At 35.0% G+C, this 17,708-nt stretch carries 15 protein-coding genes; 9 read left to right on the forward strand and 6 right to left on the reverse strand.

The window, feature by feature from the left end; all coding sequences use genetic code 11:
* From AA81_RS08330 to AA81_RS08365, 8 genes are all read left to right on the forward strand, one after another.
* Positions 1-660, forward strand: a 660-nt coding sequence (locus AA81_RS08330; RefSeq protein WP_103898770.1) for an ABC transporter permease, incomplete at its 5' end; no start/stop codon positions are given.
* 17 nt (positions 661-677) lie between these two features.
* Positions 678-2,354 carry an ABC transporter permease gene (locus AA81_RS08335; RefSeq protein ID WP_103898771.1) on the forward strand — a complete coding sequence of 559 codons (1,677 nt, stop codon included), beginning with the start codon at positions 678-680 and terminating at the stop codon, positions 2,352-2,354.
* Between the two features lie 453 nt (positions 2,355-2,807).
* The gene (locus AA81_RS08340) at positions 2,808-5,315 is read left to right on the forward strand and encodes an ABC transporter substrate-binding protein (protein WP_103078585.1); all 2,508 of its coding nucleotides are present in this window, start codon (positions 2,808-2,810) and stop codon (positions 5,313-5,315) included.
* A 91-nt stretch (positions 5,316-5,406) separates the two neighbouring features.
* Positions 5,407-6,456 carry an ABC transporter permease gene (locus tag AA81_RS08345; RefSeq protein ID WP_103078586.1) on the forward strand — a complete coding sequence of 350 codons (1,050 nt, stop codon included), beginning with the start codon at positions 5,407-5,409 and terminating at the stop codon, positions 6,454-6,456.
* The gene (locus tag AA81_RS08350; protein WP_103078587.1) at positions 6,453-7,844 is read left to right on the forward strand and encodes an ABC transporter permease; all 1,392 of its coding nucleotides are present in this window, start codon (positions 6,453-6,455) and stop codon (positions 7,842-7,844) included. Before AA81_RS08345 ends, AA81_RS08350 begins: the two co-directional genes overlap by 4 nt.
* Before the next feature lie 6 nt (positions 7,845-7,850).
* The gene (locus tag AA81_RS08355) at positions 7,851-8,822 is read left to right on the forward strand and encodes an ABC transporter ATP-binding protein (RefSeq protein ID WP_103078588.1); all 972 of its coding nucleotides are present in this window, start codon (positions 7,851-7,853) and stop codon (positions 8,820-8,822) included.
* On the forward strand, positions 8,815-9,846 hold the full coding sequence (locus AA81_RS08360) for an ABC transporter ATP-binding protein (RefSeq protein ID WP_103078589.1): 1,032 nt from the start codon (positions 8,815-8,817) through the stop codon (positions 9,844-9,846). The genes AA81_RS08355 and AA81_RS08360 overlap by 8 nt, the downstream gene beginning before the upstream one ends.
* 62 nt (positions 9,847-9,908) lie before the next feature.
* Positions 9,909-10,844, forward strand: coding sequence for an ABC transporter permease (locus tag AA81_RS08365; protein ID WP_103078590.1), 936 nt, complete (start codon positions 9,909-9,911; stop codon positions 10,842-10,844).
* Positions 10,845-10,863: 19 nt separating this feature from the next.
* Here AA81_RS08365 and AA81_RS08370 read toward each other — a convergent pair whose 3' ends face one another.
* From AA81_RS08370 to AA81_RS08390, 5 genes are all read right to left on the reverse strand, one after another.
* Positions 10,864-11,814, reverse strand: coding sequence for an ABC transporter ATP-binding protein (locus tag AA81_RS08370; RefSeq protein ID WP_103078591.1), 951 nt, complete (start codon positions 11,812-11,814; stop codon positions 10,864-10,866).
* 15 nt (positions 11,815-11,829) lie between these two features.
* Complete coding sequence (locus tag AA81_RS08375; RefSeq protein ID WP_103078592.1) at positions 11,830-12,591, reverse strand: ABC transporter permease; 762 nt, start codon at positions 12,589-12,591, stop codon at positions 11,830-11,832.
* A 63-nt stretch (positions 12,592-12,654) separates the two neighbouring features.
* Positions 12,655-14,361: an ABC transporter ATP-binding protein gene (locus tag AA81_RS08380; protein ID WP_103898772.1), complete on the reverse strand. Its 1,707-nt coding sequence runs from the start codon at positions 14,359-14,361 to the stop codon at positions 12,655-12,657.
* Between the two features lie 30 nt (positions 14,362-14,391).
* Positions 14,392-14,934 carry an SPASM domain-containing protein gene (locus AA81_RS08385; protein ID WP_103079496.1) on the reverse strand — a complete coding sequence of 181 codons (543 nt, stop codon included), beginning with the start codon at positions 14,932-14,934 and terminating at the stop codon, positions 14,392-14,394.
* 83 nt (positions 14,935-15,017) lie between these two features.
* Positions 15,018-15,347, reverse strand: a complete 330-nt coding sequence (locus AA81_RS08390) for a hypothetical protein (RefSeq protein WP_103079497.1) — start codon at positions 15,345-15,347, stop codon at positions 15,018-15,020.
* Positions 15,348-15,703: 356 nt separating this feature from the next.
* Between AA81_RS08390 and AA81_RS08395 the strand changes: the two genes are divergently transcribed.
* Positions 15,704-17,422 (forward strand): hypothetical protein, encoded by a 1,719-nt coding sequence (locus AA81_RS08395; RefSeq protein WP_103898773.1) that lies wholly within the window; start codon positions 15,704-15,706, stop codon positions 17,420-17,422.
* A 91-nt stretch (positions 17,423-17,513) separates the two neighbouring features.
* On the opposite strand, the gene AA81_RS08400 is transcribed toward AA81_RS08395, so the two are convergent.
* Positions 17,514-17,708, reverse strand: a 195-nt coding sequence (locus tag AA81_RS08400; RefSeq protein ID WP_146050366.1) for a hypothetical protein, incomplete at its 5' end; no start/stop codon positions are given.

A 17,708-nucleotide genomic window follows, 5' to 3' on the forward strand; every position in this document is an offset into this window, starting at 1 on the left:
ACTTTTATCTTTACCTGGGGGATTGGTATACCTTTAGGAATAACAGCAGCGCTACACCAATACAAATTTGCAGACCAATCTCTTTCAACTCTTGGACTCATAGGCATTTCAATTCCGAACTTCTTTTTTGCGTTATTATGGTTAATGTGGTCCGCAAATACCGGGATATTTCCAATCGGTGGGATGCTATCACGAGAATTTGCTAATCTTCCTTGGTACAAACAAATAGCTGATTTTTTCTGGCATGTGGCTGGTCCTGTAGTTACCTTGGGAACGGCATCTCTTGCTGGAACTATGCGTGTTATGAGAGGCCAGATGTTAGATGAGATGAACCAAGATTATGCTGAGTTTGCAAGGGCAAAGGGGATGCCTTCAGACGTTGTCATTTACAAGCATACGTTGCGAAATGCTATCAATCCTGTCATTACCTCACTGGGATTCAGCCTATCTACGATATTGGGTGGTGCGTTGATAACGGAATACGTGTTTTCATGGCCAGGTTTAGGATCGTTGATGAGGGATGCGATATTCCAGCAAGATATTTATTTGGTAATGGCCAATTTGTTTTTGCAAGGTATTCTTTTAATTACTGGTAATTTGATCGCTGATATCTTACTTGCTGCATCTGATCCTCGTGTCAGATTAAGAATGAGTGCTTAAATTGGAGGGATTTTTAAGTGAGAAAAAAGCAGAAGAATAATTTGAAGAACACACCTCAAAACACACAAAACGACGAAGAACTTTTTGAGCGAGAATTCATGTCAACCCCTGCACTTATTTGGAGGGCATTAAGAAGGCATAAATTGGGAATGATATCACTTGTTGTATTGATCATTTTATATTTACTGGCTATATTTGCAGATTTTGTCTCTCCAATGAATCCATTTAATAACCATATTCAGTATAGATTTGCTCCTCCTTCTACGATTTATAGAAAAGATTTATTCACTGGAGAAAGAGTTGGCCCTCACACTTATCTGTATATGAGTGAAAGAGATCCAATAACATACCAAAGTGATTATGTAGAAGCAACCCATTTGGATATAATTAAGGCAAAGGATCCCGAAACGGGTGATTTAATTACCTTTGAATTGGGTGTATACAATCCAACATACAATGCAACAGTTTCAGATATTACTTATACATTTAAAAATACCATCATGGCGAAAACTGCAGATGGGGAGTACATTGAATTAGCAACCAATCGTAAATACGATCAGAATTTGATTCCTTTATCTTATTTTACTAAAGAAGAAAACTTAAATGGTCCAGTTTCAGTTGAAGATGGCCTTTATAACGTTAAATTTTCAAAACTTTTGAGTGGAGAGACGATTGTTGTTAACGAAGATAATAGAAGTATGGCAATTAATACTTACAAAAGTGATTATAGATACGCTCCTAAAATAAGAAATCAGGAAATTATCAGTATAGATACTTTCACAACTTTGGAAGAAATAAATGTTTATTTTGATTTTATGCCTGTTGTATTGACCCCTTCAGATTTGCAAGCGGTTAATTTGAAAAATTATCCTATCGAATTCTTTATTCATTCGTGGGATTACAAGCTTTTAGGGCTTTTCCCAACAAATTTACATTTATTTGGAGTTGAAAAGCCAAAATTACCTTCGCTGTCCGATTATTTTTCAAACGATGGGATACTGTATGTATGGGGATCAGACCAATATGGAAGGGATATTTTCAGTAGGATATTCTTTGCTTCCCGTATTTCCCTTTCTATAGGGTTGATTGGAATATTATTAACATTTACAATAGGTATTTTTTTAGGCGGTTTGGCAGGATACTTTGGAGGATGGATAGACGAAGTGACTATGAGGTTTACGGAAATATTGATGTCGATCCCTAGCCTTTATTTGATATTAACTTTAAGTGCTGTTTTGCCTACAGGTATCTCTCCAGAGATTCGGTATCTTTTGATAGTCGTGATTTTATCTTTTATTGGTTGGCCTGCAATGACAAGGGTTATAAGAGGGATGACTATGGGTTTGAAACAAACAGAGTTTGTTCAAGCAGCTATTGCAATAGGATATCCTCCAAGAAAAGTGATTTGGAACCATTTATTACCGAATACCTATACTTACGTAATCGTTTCGGCCACGTTATCCATTCCAGGATATATTTTAGGAGAGGCTAGTCTCAGTTTCTTGGGTGTGGGAGTAACAGAACCTGGAGCCTCTTGGGGATTGATGCTTTCTCAGGCTCAGGATATCCAAGTTTTAACCAATTACCCTTGGGTACTTTTACCAGGATTGTTTATCATCATAACGGTTCTTGCCTTCAATTTATTCGGAGATGCTATAAGAGATGCATTGGATCCACGAGCCTTAGGCTTGTAATTAATATAAACCCCACGTACTTTGTGGGGTTTTTTATTATGCCCACCAGCATGAGTTCACCATTTTTTCAAACCTCTCGAACATCAAACCATTCTTTCCAAAATTAGCTACAATTACTATTTAAACTTAAAAAAGTGGGGAGAGTTTTCTTTAGTTAAGAAAGCGCCTTCAAGATTTAAGTTCCTATCTTTGTAAATACCAAGAAATTAATTGAAAATTTGAAAAAGTTAGCATTATTGAAATTTTCTTCATTATTTGGGAATAATTGGCAATAAACACCTTGGATTACTGTTAATTAGTTTTTTTCTACTTGACAATCTCTGTAAACTTTACTATAATTGTTTATGGGATTGAAAATATTGTTAAGTAGTAACAATATATTGTAATTTTAAGTTTTTGTTGTGGGTAAGTTGGTTTCAATTTGGATTTTACAAATCTTAAAGGAGGGGTATTATGAGGAAAGTAGCAACTTTTTTGTTGGTTACTTTTGTTTTGATTTCTGCTTTTGCCTTAGCAGAAAAGGGACCTATGCCGGATAAAGTGTATTTCGATGTGAGAATGCAACAAGATGTCGCAATACAAGATGTCGCAGCTGGAAACGTAGATGTCTTTTTATACGGCGTGGGGGCTCCAGTGATTAATTCTTTGCCCCAATCAGTGCTTGAAAATTTAGATATTTACAACATTCCATCAGGTTCTTGGTCTTTATTACTCAATCCTATACCAAACGAGCCTCCCTATACGGTGAATGTTGACGGCGTGGAGTATTTTAATCCGTTGGCGATTCAAGAAGTAAGGTTTGCTATGAACTTCCTAATCAATAGACAGTATTTAGTCGACGAGATTCTTCAAGGTGCAGGTGGAGTAATGTATACGATGGCAACCCCAGGACAGCCGGGTACACAACCGTACCTTGATATAACCGCAACAATGGGTTTTACTCCTGAAGGTAACCAAGAGCTAGCTCTTGAAATGATAGAAAACGCTATGAATGAAGCTGCCAATTTGCCTGAAAATAAAGGAAGGTTGGTAAAGGACGGTCAATGGTGGACTTTCGATGGACAACCAGTCACGTTGAAGTTCTTAATTCGTGTAGACGATCCTACAGGAAGGTTGCCAGCAGGTAGATACATAGCCGATCAAATTGAAAAAGCTGGTATAAAGGTTGAAAGGTTAGAAATAGACAGATATGCAGCAGTGGATATCGCTTATTACTCAAACCCTGCAGACTTACAATGGCATATATACACGGAAGGTTGGGGTGCAGGTGCTACGAGAAAGTACTGGCACCATATTGTTGCCCAAATGTATGCACCTTGGTATGCTAATATGCCAGGAGGTCAAGAGCCAACATTTTGGAATTATGAACAAGATGAGATCGATGAGCTAACTCAAAAGGTTTATTCAGGGAATTTTGCAACAGAAGAAGAGTATTGGGATATGATTCTGAGGGCAACTGAACTGGGTATAAGAGATTCCGTTAGAATATATCTGACCTACCAAGAAGACTTCTATGTTGCGAACAAAGATAGATTCAACAGACGAATGGTATACGGACTTGGAGACGGACTCAATCAGTGGTCGATTTTAACAGCGGATACGGTTGATCGAGTTTTGAGGGTCACTCAATTCTCTGCCCAAGGATCTTTGTTCATGGGGGCTTGGGATCCAATAGGAACGGATGGATTCAACGATATGTATTCCATAAACGTTGCTTCGAACATGTACGACTACGGGATGTTTGAAAGTCCAGCTTCAGCTGATCTTACACCTGCAAAAGTTGTTCCAAGGATGGATACGTTGGACACCAAATTTGAAATTGATGAAAATGGTGAAATGGTTGGTTTAATAGAGGTTCCCGAGGATGCTCTTAGAGTTGATCCTGACAGTAAAAAATGGGTACCTGTAGGACCAGGCGTTACATCTATTAGTGTTTGTACTTACGATATAATATACGGTGTTTGGAACCATGGGGTCTCTGAAAGTTTACTGGATTACATGTATGAACGATCCTATTCATGGGACCTTTCAGTTGATTCTGGACAAGGTGATTCAAGGTACGATGCAACTTACTCTGCTTCCGCAATGCCTGGATTAGAAGTTGAGGTTGCAAGAAAAGTAAATGAAGATGGTTCAATAACGGTATGGTTTGATTACAACTTCCCAGTTGATGATATGTACTTAGCTTCTTGGGGGGCCCCTGATTGGACAGTTTCTGAATCAGGACAACCAATAGGTGTTTCTTGGGAAATTGTTGAAGCTTTGACAAGATTGGTTGAACATGGAGGAGTGTCAGGAAGAGAGTACACATTCTCATCAACAGCCGCAGGTGGGAACGTCTACGAAGTGGATGTACTTGAGCCTGCAACGGTTAACGATATTAAAGCAGAACTACAAAAGATGATCGATGAAAGGTACGTACCTATTTACATTGAAGATATGATTACACCCGACGAAGCTGTTGAAAGATACCAAGCAGCACTTGATTTTGTCAATGAATACAACCATGCTTATATAGGGAACGGTTCTTTCAAGATGACGAAATATGATCCAAGTGCACGTTTTGTCGAATTAACGGCTGTTAGAGATGAGAGATACCCATTCGAACGTGGATACTGGAATGAGTACTTTGAAACGGTTAGACTGAACGTTGATAGTATAGATCTTGCTTTTGCTGCTATAAGAGGGTTAGACCTACCGGTTACGATCTATGTATCTGAGGTTCTTTACCCATACGATACATATTCCCCCGCTCCTCAAGGGGACGTAGAAGTTTCCTTGATCACACCGGAAGGACCAAAAACTTTCAAGGCTGAAGTAGAAACAGCTGGAACATTTGTTGCAACTATACCCGGAGACGTGCTTAATACATTAGAACCTGGTACTTATGCGGTTGTAGTAACTGCAAGATCGGAAGGAGCAATTCCATCCACTTATTCAACAACAATCGTTGTGTATTAATCTTCTAAAAAGTAATTTTTAAAGTTTACGGGCTCCCTTATGGGAGCCTATTTTTAGAAAAGTTGAATTATATACAGAGGTGATTAACCGTATGTATTGGAGATATGCTGTTCGAAGAATATTGATGGGTGTTGTTATCTATGTTGTAATCATTTTCATATATTCAGCCTTATTTAACACGGTAATGGATCAGACGTTAAATAGTCAAATAGTCGAGCAAGTAAACGGTGAAATGATGAAGATGTCACAGGTAGGAACAGATCCTGAATATTTGGTAGAATATAGGCAGAGAAGGATCGGTGAGCTTCGTCAATTGTACCACTTAGATGACCCTATACTTTCCAGAATTTTTTGGAGGGCTATCGATACGTTGACTTTCAATTATGGGAAGTCAACTGTAATGAGATCTTTTAAAGGTGAAACGGATGTTCTTAAAATAGTTTTAGAAAGAATTCCCAATACCTTGATGTTGTTCACTACCGCGATAATTATCGATATTCTGATAGGTGTATGGTTGGGCATAAAAAAGGCTCAGAAAGCTGGAAAGATGATGGATAAGACTACTTCTATAATCACCATGGGGGTATACGGTCTGCCATCTTGGTGGTTTGGAATGGTTATGATTATGTTATTCGCATTTGCAATACCTATTTTCCCATCAGGAGGTATGAACAGTGTCCCTCCTCCAACAACCTTTTTTGGAAGATTACTTGATACTTTATACCATATGGCTTTACCTGTAATTACTTTAGTGTTCATCGGGTTTTGGGGAAGAGCTTATTTAACTAGAAATATAGTTTTAGGAAATCTTCAAGAAGATTTCATAATGTCCGCAAGGGCAAGAGGTATCCCTGAAAGATCCGTTTTATATGGTCATGCTCTAAGGACCTCTGCTCCTCCTATTTTAACTATGTCACTTTTATCGTTGTTAGCTTCTTTTTCTGGTGCTCTGGTGTTTGAAGGTATATTCAGTTGGCCTGGAATGGGGAACCTTTATTGGGCAGCGGTTCAGATGAACGATATTCCTGTCCTTTTGGGTAACCTTTCTATAACAACGCTGATATACATTTCTGGTATCGTTGTTTTGGATTTGATATACGGCTTCTTAGACCCTAGAATAAAAGTTGGTGGGAAAGCGTGAATAAAACAAAACGTGCTGCTAAGCAGTTAAAAGATTTTTGGGATGAGTTTAAGCAAGTTAAATTTGGTATAGCTGGAATTATTCTTTTACTTCTTTTTATAGTTTTAGTTGTTTTTGAACAATTTTTAATCCCATTTCCCGAAGCTTCTACAAGGTGGAGGGATATTACATATTGGGAAGATAACCCTCGAAGTGTCCCGCCAGTTTGGATAAATTGGTTTTCTCAAAAGGATTATACACCGACTGAATATATTGAGGATTTAGAATATACAGAACAAAATATTTCTGGCCCAATAACTCAATTAAGTACAGTTATAGAGTATGAGTACGATTATGACGTTCCGCCCGTTGATTTAATATATAGAGGGGCCTTTAAAGGTAACTTTAGTTTGAATATTGTTTTGGAACGTCCAGATGGTAATAAAATCAGCCTGGTGAACAAAAGTTTCAGTTCGAACACGGAAAAAGACTTTAGAATATCGATTATTAATGAAGCAAATAACAACGTTCAAAGTTTTGCTAGGAGATATGTGCAAAATTTACCGCCGAGGGTTGATGTAAATACTGTACTTTTTTCACAAGCCAATGGTGAGCTTTTTTCAAATCCAACTCCATTAAATGGGACATACAAGCTAAATATTAATCTAATAAAAATGACTGAGGATACTGCTATACAAGATACAAGGTTAGTTGTTTCTGGAAGCGTTTCTGGTTTACTAGGTACAGATAACTCTAAAAGAGATGTTTGGAGTGGATTAGTAGCAGGCATAAAGTGGGCTTTGTTCATAGGGCTTATGACATCTGCAATTTCAGTGTCAGTAGGAGTAATTTATGGAGTTGTTTCTGCATATTATGGCGGTATAGTTGATTCTATAATGCAAAGAATCTGGGAAATTTTTATCAACATACCTCTTCTTCCTGTTTTAATTGTTTTATCAGCAATATTTAAGCCCTCTATTTGGAGCCTTATTCTTATGATGAGTTTGTTTTTTTGGGTAGGCCCTGTTAAAACAGTGAGAAGCATGGCTTTACAAATAAAAGAGGAGACATATGTTGAAGCTGCAAAAGCTTTAGGCGCTTCGCATAGAAGAATAATTTTCAGACATATGGTTCCGATCTTGATTCCATATGCCTTTGCAAGTATGGCCTTGAATGTTCCAAACGCTATTCTTTACGAGGCAACCGTTAGTTTGCTTGGTTTAGGAGATGCCACAATAGTTACATGGGGGCAAATTCTCCACGATGCCATGAACGGCGGAGCCGTAACAAACGGTCTTTGGTGGTGGGTTGTACCTCCTGGAATTGCTATCGCTTTAGTAGGTATGACTTTTGCCTTTTTAGGTTTTGCAATGGACACCATCTTAAATCCAAAATTGAGAACGAGGTAGATATGAATGAATGAAATTTTAAATGTTAAAAATTTAAAAGTGTATTATTATACAAGAAAAGGTGTTGTAAAAGGATTGGACGATGTGAGTTTTTCTCTCAGAGAGGGGGAAACTTTAGGGCTTGTTGGAGAGTCTGGATGTGGTAAAACAACGTTGGGCATGGGACTTTTGAGAATGCCAAGCCCTCCAGGCAAAATTGTAAGTGGAGAGATTAATATAGATGGTGAAGATATAGTTCCCTTAAAAGAATCTGTTATACGTAAAAGAGTTAGATGGGAAAAGATTTCTATGGTTTTTCAAGGGGCCATGAATAGTTTGACGCCAGTTTACACCATTAAAAAACAGATGATGGAAACCCTTCAAACCCATAGAGAAATGGAAGAAGATAAGGCTTTCGCCATAATTAAAAAATATTTAAATCAGGTGGGGTTATCAGAAGATATTTTAAAGAGATATCCTCATGAATTATCAGGAGGTATGAAACAACGTGTAGTAATAGCCACGGCATTGTTTCTAGAACCCAAAGTGATCATCACCGATGAACCTACTACAGCGTTAGATGTTGTCGTTCAAGCTCAAATAATAAACCTTTTGAAAAGACTAAAAAAAGAGCTTAATTTGTCTTTTATCTTTATAACCCATGATTTAGCTACCGAAGCGGAAGTAGCAGACAGGATAATGGTGATGTATGCAGGTAAGATAGCTGAAATAGGAGAGAACCATCACATTTATGGTCCCCAGGGGCCAGCACATCCATATACAAAAGGTTTACTGGGAGCTACACCTCGTTTACATAAAAAAGTTGAAGAACTTGCTTTTATACCAGGTGTACCACCTGATTTACTCAATCCACCCAGTGGATGTCGATTCCATGAGCGTTGTCCGGTTGCTTTCGATAGATGTAAAGTAGAAGAACCACCATTAAAGGAAATTGAACCCGGACATTTTGCAGCTTGTTGGAGGTGTTTTGATGAATGATGAAATCATAATGACTGTTAAAAATTTGAAAAAATGGTTTCCCTTGCGAAGAACCATTTCAGAAGTATTTCAAGGTAAACGAAGATGGGTTAGAGCCGTGGATAGTGTAAGTTTTGATATAAGAAAGGGAGAGATATTTGGTTTAATTGGAGAATCTGGTTGCGGAAAATCAACTACGGGTAGGTTATTGATGAAATTAGAAGAACCCACAGAGGGCCAAATAATATTTAAGGGTGAAGATGTTACTTCTTTATCTTCCACTGACGAAATTAAGAAGTATAAAGAAGATGTACAAATGATTTTTCAGGACCCTTACTCTTCGATGAACCCAAGGTTTAGGGTAAGAGATGTTTTGGCGGAACCCTTGATCATTCATAACAAAACCAAAGATCCTTATGAAATTGAAAATATAGCAAAAAATGTTCTAAATGAAGTAAAGTTAACACCCCCTGAGGAGTTCATGGATAGATATCCTCACATGCTCAGTGGAGGGCAAAGACAAAGGGTTGCAACCGCAAGAACCTTAGTTCTTTCTCCAGATTTCATAATAGCCGATGAACCAGTTTCTATGATCGATTTATCAACTAGGGCAGAAATTCTCCACATGATGAAAGAGGTTCAGCAGGATTTAGGTCTTACGTATCTTTACATAACTCATGATTTATCAACCGCTAGATATTTTTGCGACAGGATAGCTGTTATGTATCTTGGAAGAATAGTTGAGTTAGGCGATGCAGACGAAATAATTGAAAGACCTTTACATCCTTACACTAAAGCTTTGATAGAAGCAGTACCAGAACCTTTACCTGGAAAAGAAAACGTAATAAAAGAATTGCCAATAAAGGGAGAGATTCCATCTGCAGCAAATATACCAAAGGGATGTAGATTCCATCCAAGGTGTATTTATGCACAGCCTGAATGTTTTGAGAATGTTGACGATCCAGAGTTGGTAGAAGATTCAAACGGTCATTACGTTGCCTGTTATAGGTACAAAGAGATAAATCAGGAAGTAGAAAAAATTTAAAAAATCCCCACAAATGTGGGGTTTTTTAATTTTGATGAAAAGATATAAAGGTGGTTACGTTTATGTATTGGAGATACGCCTTTAAAAGGATGTTAATGGGGGTTATGATTTATTTTGCAATTATTTTTGTGTATTCTGTACTTTTCAACGTGATGTTCAAACTTCACTATAGCTACCTTTTGGAAGGACCAATATTACCTGAGATTTTTTCTGATTGGTTCGATACTGTCACTTTTAATTATGGTCAATCTATGTCTATAAGATCTTTTAAAGGAGAAACTGATGTTATTAAAATTATCTTAGAAAGAGTACCTAATACTATGCTTCTTTTTACTATCGCTATTATCATAGATATTTTCTTGGGGGTATACTTGGGAATAAAAAAGGCTCAAAAAGCTGGGGGATTTATGGACAAAACAACTTCAATACTTACAATGATTTTTTATGGCCTTCCAACGTGGTGGGTTGGATTGGTAATGATTATGTTTTTTTCTTTCAAATTACCTTTATTTCCTTCTGGAGGTATATTTAGCATCCCGCCTCCTGAGGGTTTAATAAAAAGATTTGGAGATATTGTGTATCATTTAATTTTACCTTTAACTACGCTTGTTTTTTTTCGTTTTTGGGGGAGAGCATATTTATCGAGAAATATAGTGTTAGCAAATTTACAGAATGATTTCATAATTTCCGCAAGGGCTAGGGGTATTCCTGAAAGAAAAGTTTTGTTTGGGCACGCTTTAAGAGCTTCGGCTCCACCGATCTTAACAATGTCGGTTTTATCTGTGCTTGATTCTTTTTCTGGGGCATTGATAATCGAAGGTATATTTAATTGGCCTGGAATGGGGAACCTTTTTTGGGCTGCTATTCAGCAAGATGATATTCCTGTTCTTTTGGGTAATTTGTCTTTTACAACTCTTTTGTACATCGGCGGTATCGTAATTTTAGATTTAATATACGGATTTCTTGACCCTAGAATAAAAGTGGGCGGGAAAGAGTGAATAAAATCCCGCCAAGAGTTTAGTTTTGTCTTCCCCTATCCCCATTAGTATATGAAATGAATATCTTTTCGAAATTCACCATTTGTTTTTCTATGCTCACTATTTCTACATTACGTGATTTGAAAAAATCAATAACCTCATATAATTCTGAAGATGTTTTTAAGTCAACTGTAAGGTCGTAAACGTTACCCTCTTTTGTCAATTCTGTAATACCAATTTTATTAAGTTCTCTCTCTAAGGTATCTTCTGATCTTACTTTAATCTTGTAACCTGTTGCACTGAATACATCCATTAGCTTTTTCTTATCTTCACACACAACTATTTTCCCATTGTTTATTATCGCAACTCTATCAGCTATTTCTTCAACTAATGCCATATCATGAGTAGAAAGTAGAATGCTCTTTCCTCTTTCTTTCACGTTTGTTAACAATCTTCTAAATTCTACATTAGAAATTACGTCGAGCCCAAGAGTAGGTTCATCCAATAGTAGAACATCAGTATCCGCTGCTAAACAAACAGCTAGGGCTGTTTTTTGCTGCATTCCCCTTGAAAGTGTATAAACCACTTCGTTGGCTTTTTCTTTAATTCCCAAAAAATCTAAAATATCTAAGGCTTCATTTTTCGATATCTTTTTCCCCCTGATCCCAACAAAATACTGTATATTTTCAATTGGGGTTAGCCTGTGATAAAGGTTCCTACTCCCTTCCAAAACTACACTTATCTGTTTAAGAGCTTTAGACCTTTCTGTTTTCAAATCATAATCTTTTATTTTTATCTTTCCTTCATCGAAAACAAGAAGGCCACATATACTTTTGATGGTAGTTGTTTTTCCTGCACCATTTGGGCCAAGGAGCGCGAAGATCTCTCCTTCTTTTACATGAAATGAAATCTTATCTACTGCTGTAAGCATTTCTTTTGAAGTTCTTTGTGGGTATCTTTTTAGTAAATCATTAACTTCAATAACGTTCATCTATTTCACCACCCTTTAATATTGTCCCAGAGTTCCTTTAACCATGGCACGTTTTTCAAAACCCCTGAATATAATTATTCCTACCAAAAGAAATAAAGCTGCAGTTATCCACAAAATAACGTGGTCTTGAATAGGGAACTGATAAAATTTTGTTCCTGTAACCGCCATTCTTCTCATCATCCCTGTTGCTTTTACCATTGGCAAAAGTTCAAACCAAAGTGCATCAACTTCAAACATCAAAATTGCAAGGAAAGCAAAAGTACATATTTGAATGAATGAAGAAATCTTTTTAAATATCAAAGCCATTCCTCCCAGAATTAAACCAACACCAACCGCACTAATAGAACCAAGAATAATTAAATAGAGGAGAGTAAAAAGGTCGAAATTCAAAGTTCTTCCTGTTGTAAAAGCTGCTAAATACATTAAAGGTACTATCATTAGAACGTTTATACAAAAATCACTTATCACATGAAAAATCATTTGAAACTCAAATTTTATAGGAGACATAAACAGTTGTTCCAAAGTTCCTCTTTCTGCCTCTTGAATTATCCAGTATGAAACACCTTGGAACGAAGCTAAAAACATTATCCACATGAAATAACTCACAATGATCCCATCTATGGTATCTCCAAAATTAGGTCCACTTGCTATCTTAAATCCAAAAAATATAAGATAGAAGATGATGAAAAGTATTATGAATGAAGAAACTGTGTCAAAAAAATATCTCTTCATTTCAATAAAATTTTTCTTGAAATTTGCAACAAAAGCATTTACCATCCTTCATCCCTCCATTTAATAATAAAATTAGTTCTCTTACGAACATAATGGCTAATTAATCTTTCATACAACCAACTGACTTTCTATTATTTCTTTGTAAATGGGAAAATTTTTTAGTAACTCTTCGTGTGCTCCTTCTCCTCTAATCTCCCCATCTTTCAGCAGTATCACCTTGCCCGCTTTTCTTATCGTCGATAATCTGTGGGATATTATTATCAAAGTCATCTCGTATTCTTTCAATTCATCGAATATTTCTTCTTCTGTTTGAGAATCTACCCCTGACGTTGCTTCATCCAATATCAATACCTTTGGTTCCCTTATCAATGCTCTCCCTATCGCTACTCTCTGCCTTTGCCCATCTGATAATTTACTTCCCCTTTCTCCCACTACCGTGTCGTATCCTTCATCTAAAAGCCCTATGAATTTATCTACCTTCGCTTTCTTTACCGCCTTCATGAATTCCTCTTCAGTGAATTCATCGTCCAACATTATGTTTTCTTTGACCGTCATGTTGAATAAGGGTTCATTACCCCTTACTAACTTTATCTTTTCTCTGATTTCTTGTAATTTGTAATCATTTATGTTTTTATTCCTCAATAGTATTTTACCGTTTGTGGGATCGTATAATCTCACAAGAAGACTCACCATCGTACTTTTGCCGGATCCACTCGTTCCTACCAACGCTACCTTTTCGTTTTTGCCAATGGAAAGATTTATGTTTTTCAAAACTATCTCATCTCTGTATTTGAATGAGACGTTTTTGTATTCGACATCGTAATCCTTAGGGAAAGGATATATACCCTCATCTTCCTCTTCAGGCATATCGAGGATTTCAAAGAATCTTTCAGCCAGAGGTTCAGCCCGTTGTAATTGGACCAAATTTTCATTTATTATGCCTATGGGTTCATATATCCAAGGTACAAAAGAATAAAAAGCTATTAATGTTCCCAAAGACATGTTCCCTCTTATAACAAGTAATCCTCCAAATCCTAAGATAATCACAGGAATTACATAACTGATAAAAAAGGCTATATTTAAAATGGTTATTTGAAATATCCCTGCTTTAGTCGCTTGTGTAGCCCAGTCTTCCGCATCCATAGAAAATGAATTTGAAAAGTATTTTGTTTTCCCAAATACTTTAATAATTAATTGACCATCTAACTTTTCTTTTATAGAAGAAGTTAATTTTCCGAAAGATTTTCTTTCTATTTTTGAGTAATTCTGCAATTTTGTTTGTGAACTTCTTATAATAAGCCAATAGAAAGGTAAAGAAGCAAGTACAATCAAAAATAGTTGCCAGTTCAGATAAGTCAATATAATAGAAATAACTATTAAATTTAAAAAGTTAGAACACATGGTTGGTAGAACAAGGGCCATTGTATAAGCATTTTCCTCAATATCAGACAATAACCTACTCATTATATCTCCAGAATCAATCTTAGAATAATCAACAAATTTTGATTTTTCAATTTTATTATAAAGGTTTATCTGCTCGTTTTTAATAGTTAAAAAATTAACTTTTCGATGATAAGTATTAAAAAAATAACTGAAAGCCCTTTCTAAAGCTACGATACCTATTAAAAAGGCAAGGAAAAAAGGCAGTATGTTAATTCTTTGAAAAGATATTATATCGTCGATTAAATACTGAATGAAAAAAGGTCTCAAAGCTGCTAATGCTAAAGTAACAACACCCAAAAGAAACATAAAAATCATATACTTTTTATAATTTTTTATACCATATCTTATCAATCTTCTAGCGTGTAAATTCATACTTTAACTCTCCCCCTATAAATGGAATTTTTAAGAGTTTGATTCAACAAAGTCTTTTTCGGCTTTTATTAAAATAGAATTTTTAACAACTTCCTTAAGCAATTGACAGCTTTCATGAGGTATATGCATACTGTTTCCCAAGAGATAAGGGGCAATAGGACATCCTCGACAAAAAAATTGTAAAAAGCAGTTCTGACATTCGTTATCTTTAGTCTTATCAAATATTTTACTATATTTTTGTTTGGAAGTAATCAAAAGTTGTCTCAATTTTTCTTTGGTATCATATACATTTCCAATCAAAAAGTTTTTGTTACTAACCAATAATTGGCAAGGAAAAACATCTCCTTCTGAATCAACTACAAATTCTGTGATTCCACTGCCACAATAAAGGCAGGTTGGTGGTGCATTTAATACCTGATTCGCAAGACGTTCTACTGAATCAATCTCTTGTTTGTTCCCGTTCTGGTAGGAATTTATTGCAGTTTGATATTCATCAACTATAAAAAAATCTCTATTAGGAAGAGCTAATGTTGGATCTTTTGATATAACAGGAACAATCATTACGTTTTCCAATTTGAATTTCTCGTAAAAGAAAGACTGTAGGTCAAGAGGTTTTATTCCATTTTCAACATGATAATTAGTATAAGTTACTTCTACTATCCTAAAAAGTACTCTAATTCATTCCAAATTTTTGATAACATATGCTTATTTTTTCCCAACCAAGAAAACAAATTAAAAGGATCAATATTATTAAGAAGATCAGAAAAAAATTGTTCATATTGTTGTTCTAAATAGTAAGCCTTTAATGAAGGTTTATGAAATAAAACCGTTGGTTTACTATTTTTTGCAGTAAAAAGGAAAAGGTCGTTTTTTAATTTATGAAAGTTCTTCACCACTAGCTCTAATTCGCTATTTTCCAATTTCCACACCTTAACACCAGAACAGTGATCAACAAAGCAACAATAAATTTCTTCATCCTCTTTCATCCCCTTAGATTATTCTTTTTATTTAAAACTAATATCTCAAATAATCCAACCCTTCATTTTAATCATACGCTTTTCCATATGATTTTCAACTGTTTTTTTAATTGGTATCAAATATACATTGATAAAGTATTACAGAGATCAGTCAAAAAATACTTATGTTAAAATCGAAATTGACAATTTTTGTTATCTTTAAATTACTTATATTCTCTTTTCCTTTTTTATCTGTATCGTGGTACAATTATGTTTGAATATTTTCGATCTATTTTTAGAAAATTTCTAGGTTGAATAGAAGTAAACTTATATTGTATTATTATAATGCTGTGTAAATATTTCATGAGGATAGGGAGGTTCTCAGAATGAATCTTCGATCTTTGGTTGAAATTGTGAATAAAGGACAGTTTATAAGACCAATTTTGAACTATGTTGTTCATTACTTAGAAAGTGATAGAGCAGATAAAAATAAAAGCGTTGTCAATTACATAAACGTTTTGAAATTAAAATGGGATGTTAAATACGATGAAGCCCTTGAGATAATAGATGAAGAGTTACAGGGATTGAAAAAAGGTGGTTTGCATTGTCTTTTTTTGGATCAAAAAATTTATATATTGAATAGAATTAAACAAAAAGAGGGCGTTAAAAAAGTATTCGACGAACTAAAGGATAATTTTGATAATATACCTGTTTATGTCAGAGGCCTTATTGTAGAAACTCTAAAAAATATACATGAATTGTATTATGAACCCGATGAAAGTATGGAAAAGATAAGATATTGGAGTAAGAATTATGAACAAAACCTTGGTGATAAAGGTTTCATATTACTATCAAAAGCAAGAGGAAAAAAGAACGAAGAAAGATACGATGAAGCCATTTCTTTAAACATCAAAGCATTTAAGGTTTTAAAAACTATTCCACATCCTTCTGGTATGGTGCAAGCTTTAAATAAGATATCTTGGTGGTTGAAAGATGTAAACAAAGAAAAGGCTTTAGCTTTTACTTTTCCATTAGGATTCTACCTTGGTTACTACTTCGATGATAATAACTTTAATGTTTTCAATTCCCTCGATACTATGTTTCAAGTACAGAAGAATAACAAAGATCCTTTGGTTTATGAGACCGCTTTTATTTTTTCACGCTTAGTTTCATCGTTGAGTGGTGATAAGAAAAAAATAATATGGAATGAGTTTGAATATACAATTCACGATGTCAGACGTCTTGTTTTAAATATTAGAAATAGAAATTACTTAAACACAAAAACATTGAGGGCTTTCATAAGAAAAGAGATAGGAAAAGAAAAGATACCCATCGATTCAATGAACATTTCTGAAAGAACGTTGAAAGAGTTTTTATCTGCAAAGACAAAGTACATTCAACCAAATACCTTGAGAAACATATTAGATGCTCTTGAGTTTAAAATCAACACATCCACACCTATATGTATAATCAAAGAATTGAAAAAGAAGGATATAGATAAGAAGTTTGAGATAAACTTTGAAAAGTTTAAAAACCTTCCGAAAGGAAGACAAATATCAGAATTCTTTACATCTTACTTCGTTCATTACTACAAAGAAGAGATTGATCTAAAAAAGATAATTAAAGAGATAGAAGATGATAGTTTAATTGAAGAAAGATGTGATTACTACACGAAAGAGTTAGTAAACTCTATCTTTGAAAGAAATCCAAAGATAAATTTTAATTCTTTACTAACAAACGTTCAAAAACCAAAAATCTACACAAACAAAAATATAACCTTCAACGAACATCCTTTTTATTTGGGAAGGAAAGAAGTTGTAAAAAGGTTTATGAAAGACTTAAATAAAAAGAATTTAAAAGAGTTCATAGAAAATTACATTGGCCTTGATACAAAACAAAAAAAGACAATAGAAAAGTTCATAATGAATTACGGTAGGTACTATGATTTAAAAGATATACCAAAAGAATTCACACCGAAAGTAGCAAAAGAGATTAATCCATTCGTGAAAAAATATACGTTGAAAAGAAAACCTTCTGCTCTTTCTTTTTATGTTTTTGAAGGGGAAGAAAGAGCAGAGTTGGTGGAAATTATTGGCAATTTTTAATTGAAAAAACGCCCATTTAGGGCGCATTTTCGGAAATTATTTTATTACTTTCATCCATTCAACACCCCAACTTAGTTGGGAAGGAAAGGGTTTAGCTTTTGACAGATGCTATATTTTCCTGTGATGTTTTTGGTTCTTTAATTGGTTTTCTTAAATCAATTCCTAAAAATTGACTCATATAGAGATTGTAGTAAAAGCCTTCATTTTTCATAAGTTCTTCGTGATTTCCAGTTTCTACAATGGAACCGTGATCCATTACTAAGATTGTATCGGCATTCCTGATTGT

Source organism: Petrotoga halophila DSM 16923, from assembly GCF_002924615.1.

What these genes read in the sequence shown, in the direction of transcription:
- AA81_RS08370 (WP_103078591.1), bottom strand. Translation starts at nt 11,814, where the DNA reads ATGAACGTTATTGAAGTTAATGATTTACTAAAAAGATACCCACAAAGA.
- AA81_RS08340 (WP_103078585.1), top strand. Translation starts at nt 2,808, where the DNA reads ATGAGGAAAGTAGCAACTTTTTTGTTGGTTACTTTTGTTTTGATTTCT.
- AA81_RS08360 (WP_103078589.1), top strand. Translation starts at nt 8,815, where the DNA reads ATGAATGATGAAATCATAATGACTGTTAAAAATTTGAAAAAATGGTTT.
- AA81_RS08375 (WP_103078592.1), bottom strand. Translation starts at nt 12,591, where the DNA reads ATGGTAAATGCTTTTGTTGCAAATTTCAAGAAAAATTTTATTGAAATG.
- AA81_RS08365 (WP_103078590.1), top strand. Translation starts at nt 9,909, where the DNA reads ATGTATTGGAGATACGCCTTTAAAAGGATGTTAATGGGGGTTATGATT.
- AA81_RS08345 (WP_103078586.1), top strand. Translation starts at nt 5,407, where the DNA reads ATGTATTGGAGATATGCTGTTCGAAGAATATTGATGGGTGTTGTTATC.
- AA81_RS08355 (WP_103078588.1), top strand. Translation starts at nt 7,851, where the DNA reads ATGAATGAAATTTTAAATGTTAAAAATTTAAAAGTGTATTATTATACA.
- AA81_RS08395 (WP_103898773.1), top strand. Translation starts at nt 15,704, where the DNA reads ATGAATCTTCGATCTTTGGTTGAAATTGTGAATAAAGGACAGTTTATA.
- AA81_RS08380 (WP_103898772.1), bottom strand. Translation starts at nt 14,361, where the DNA reads ATGAATTTACACGCTAGAAGATTGATAAGATATGGTATAAAAAATTAT.
- AA81_RS08390 (WP_103079497.1), bottom strand. Translation starts at nt 15,347, where the DNA reads ATGAAAGAGGATGAAGAAATTTATTGTTGCTTTGTTGATCACTGTTCT.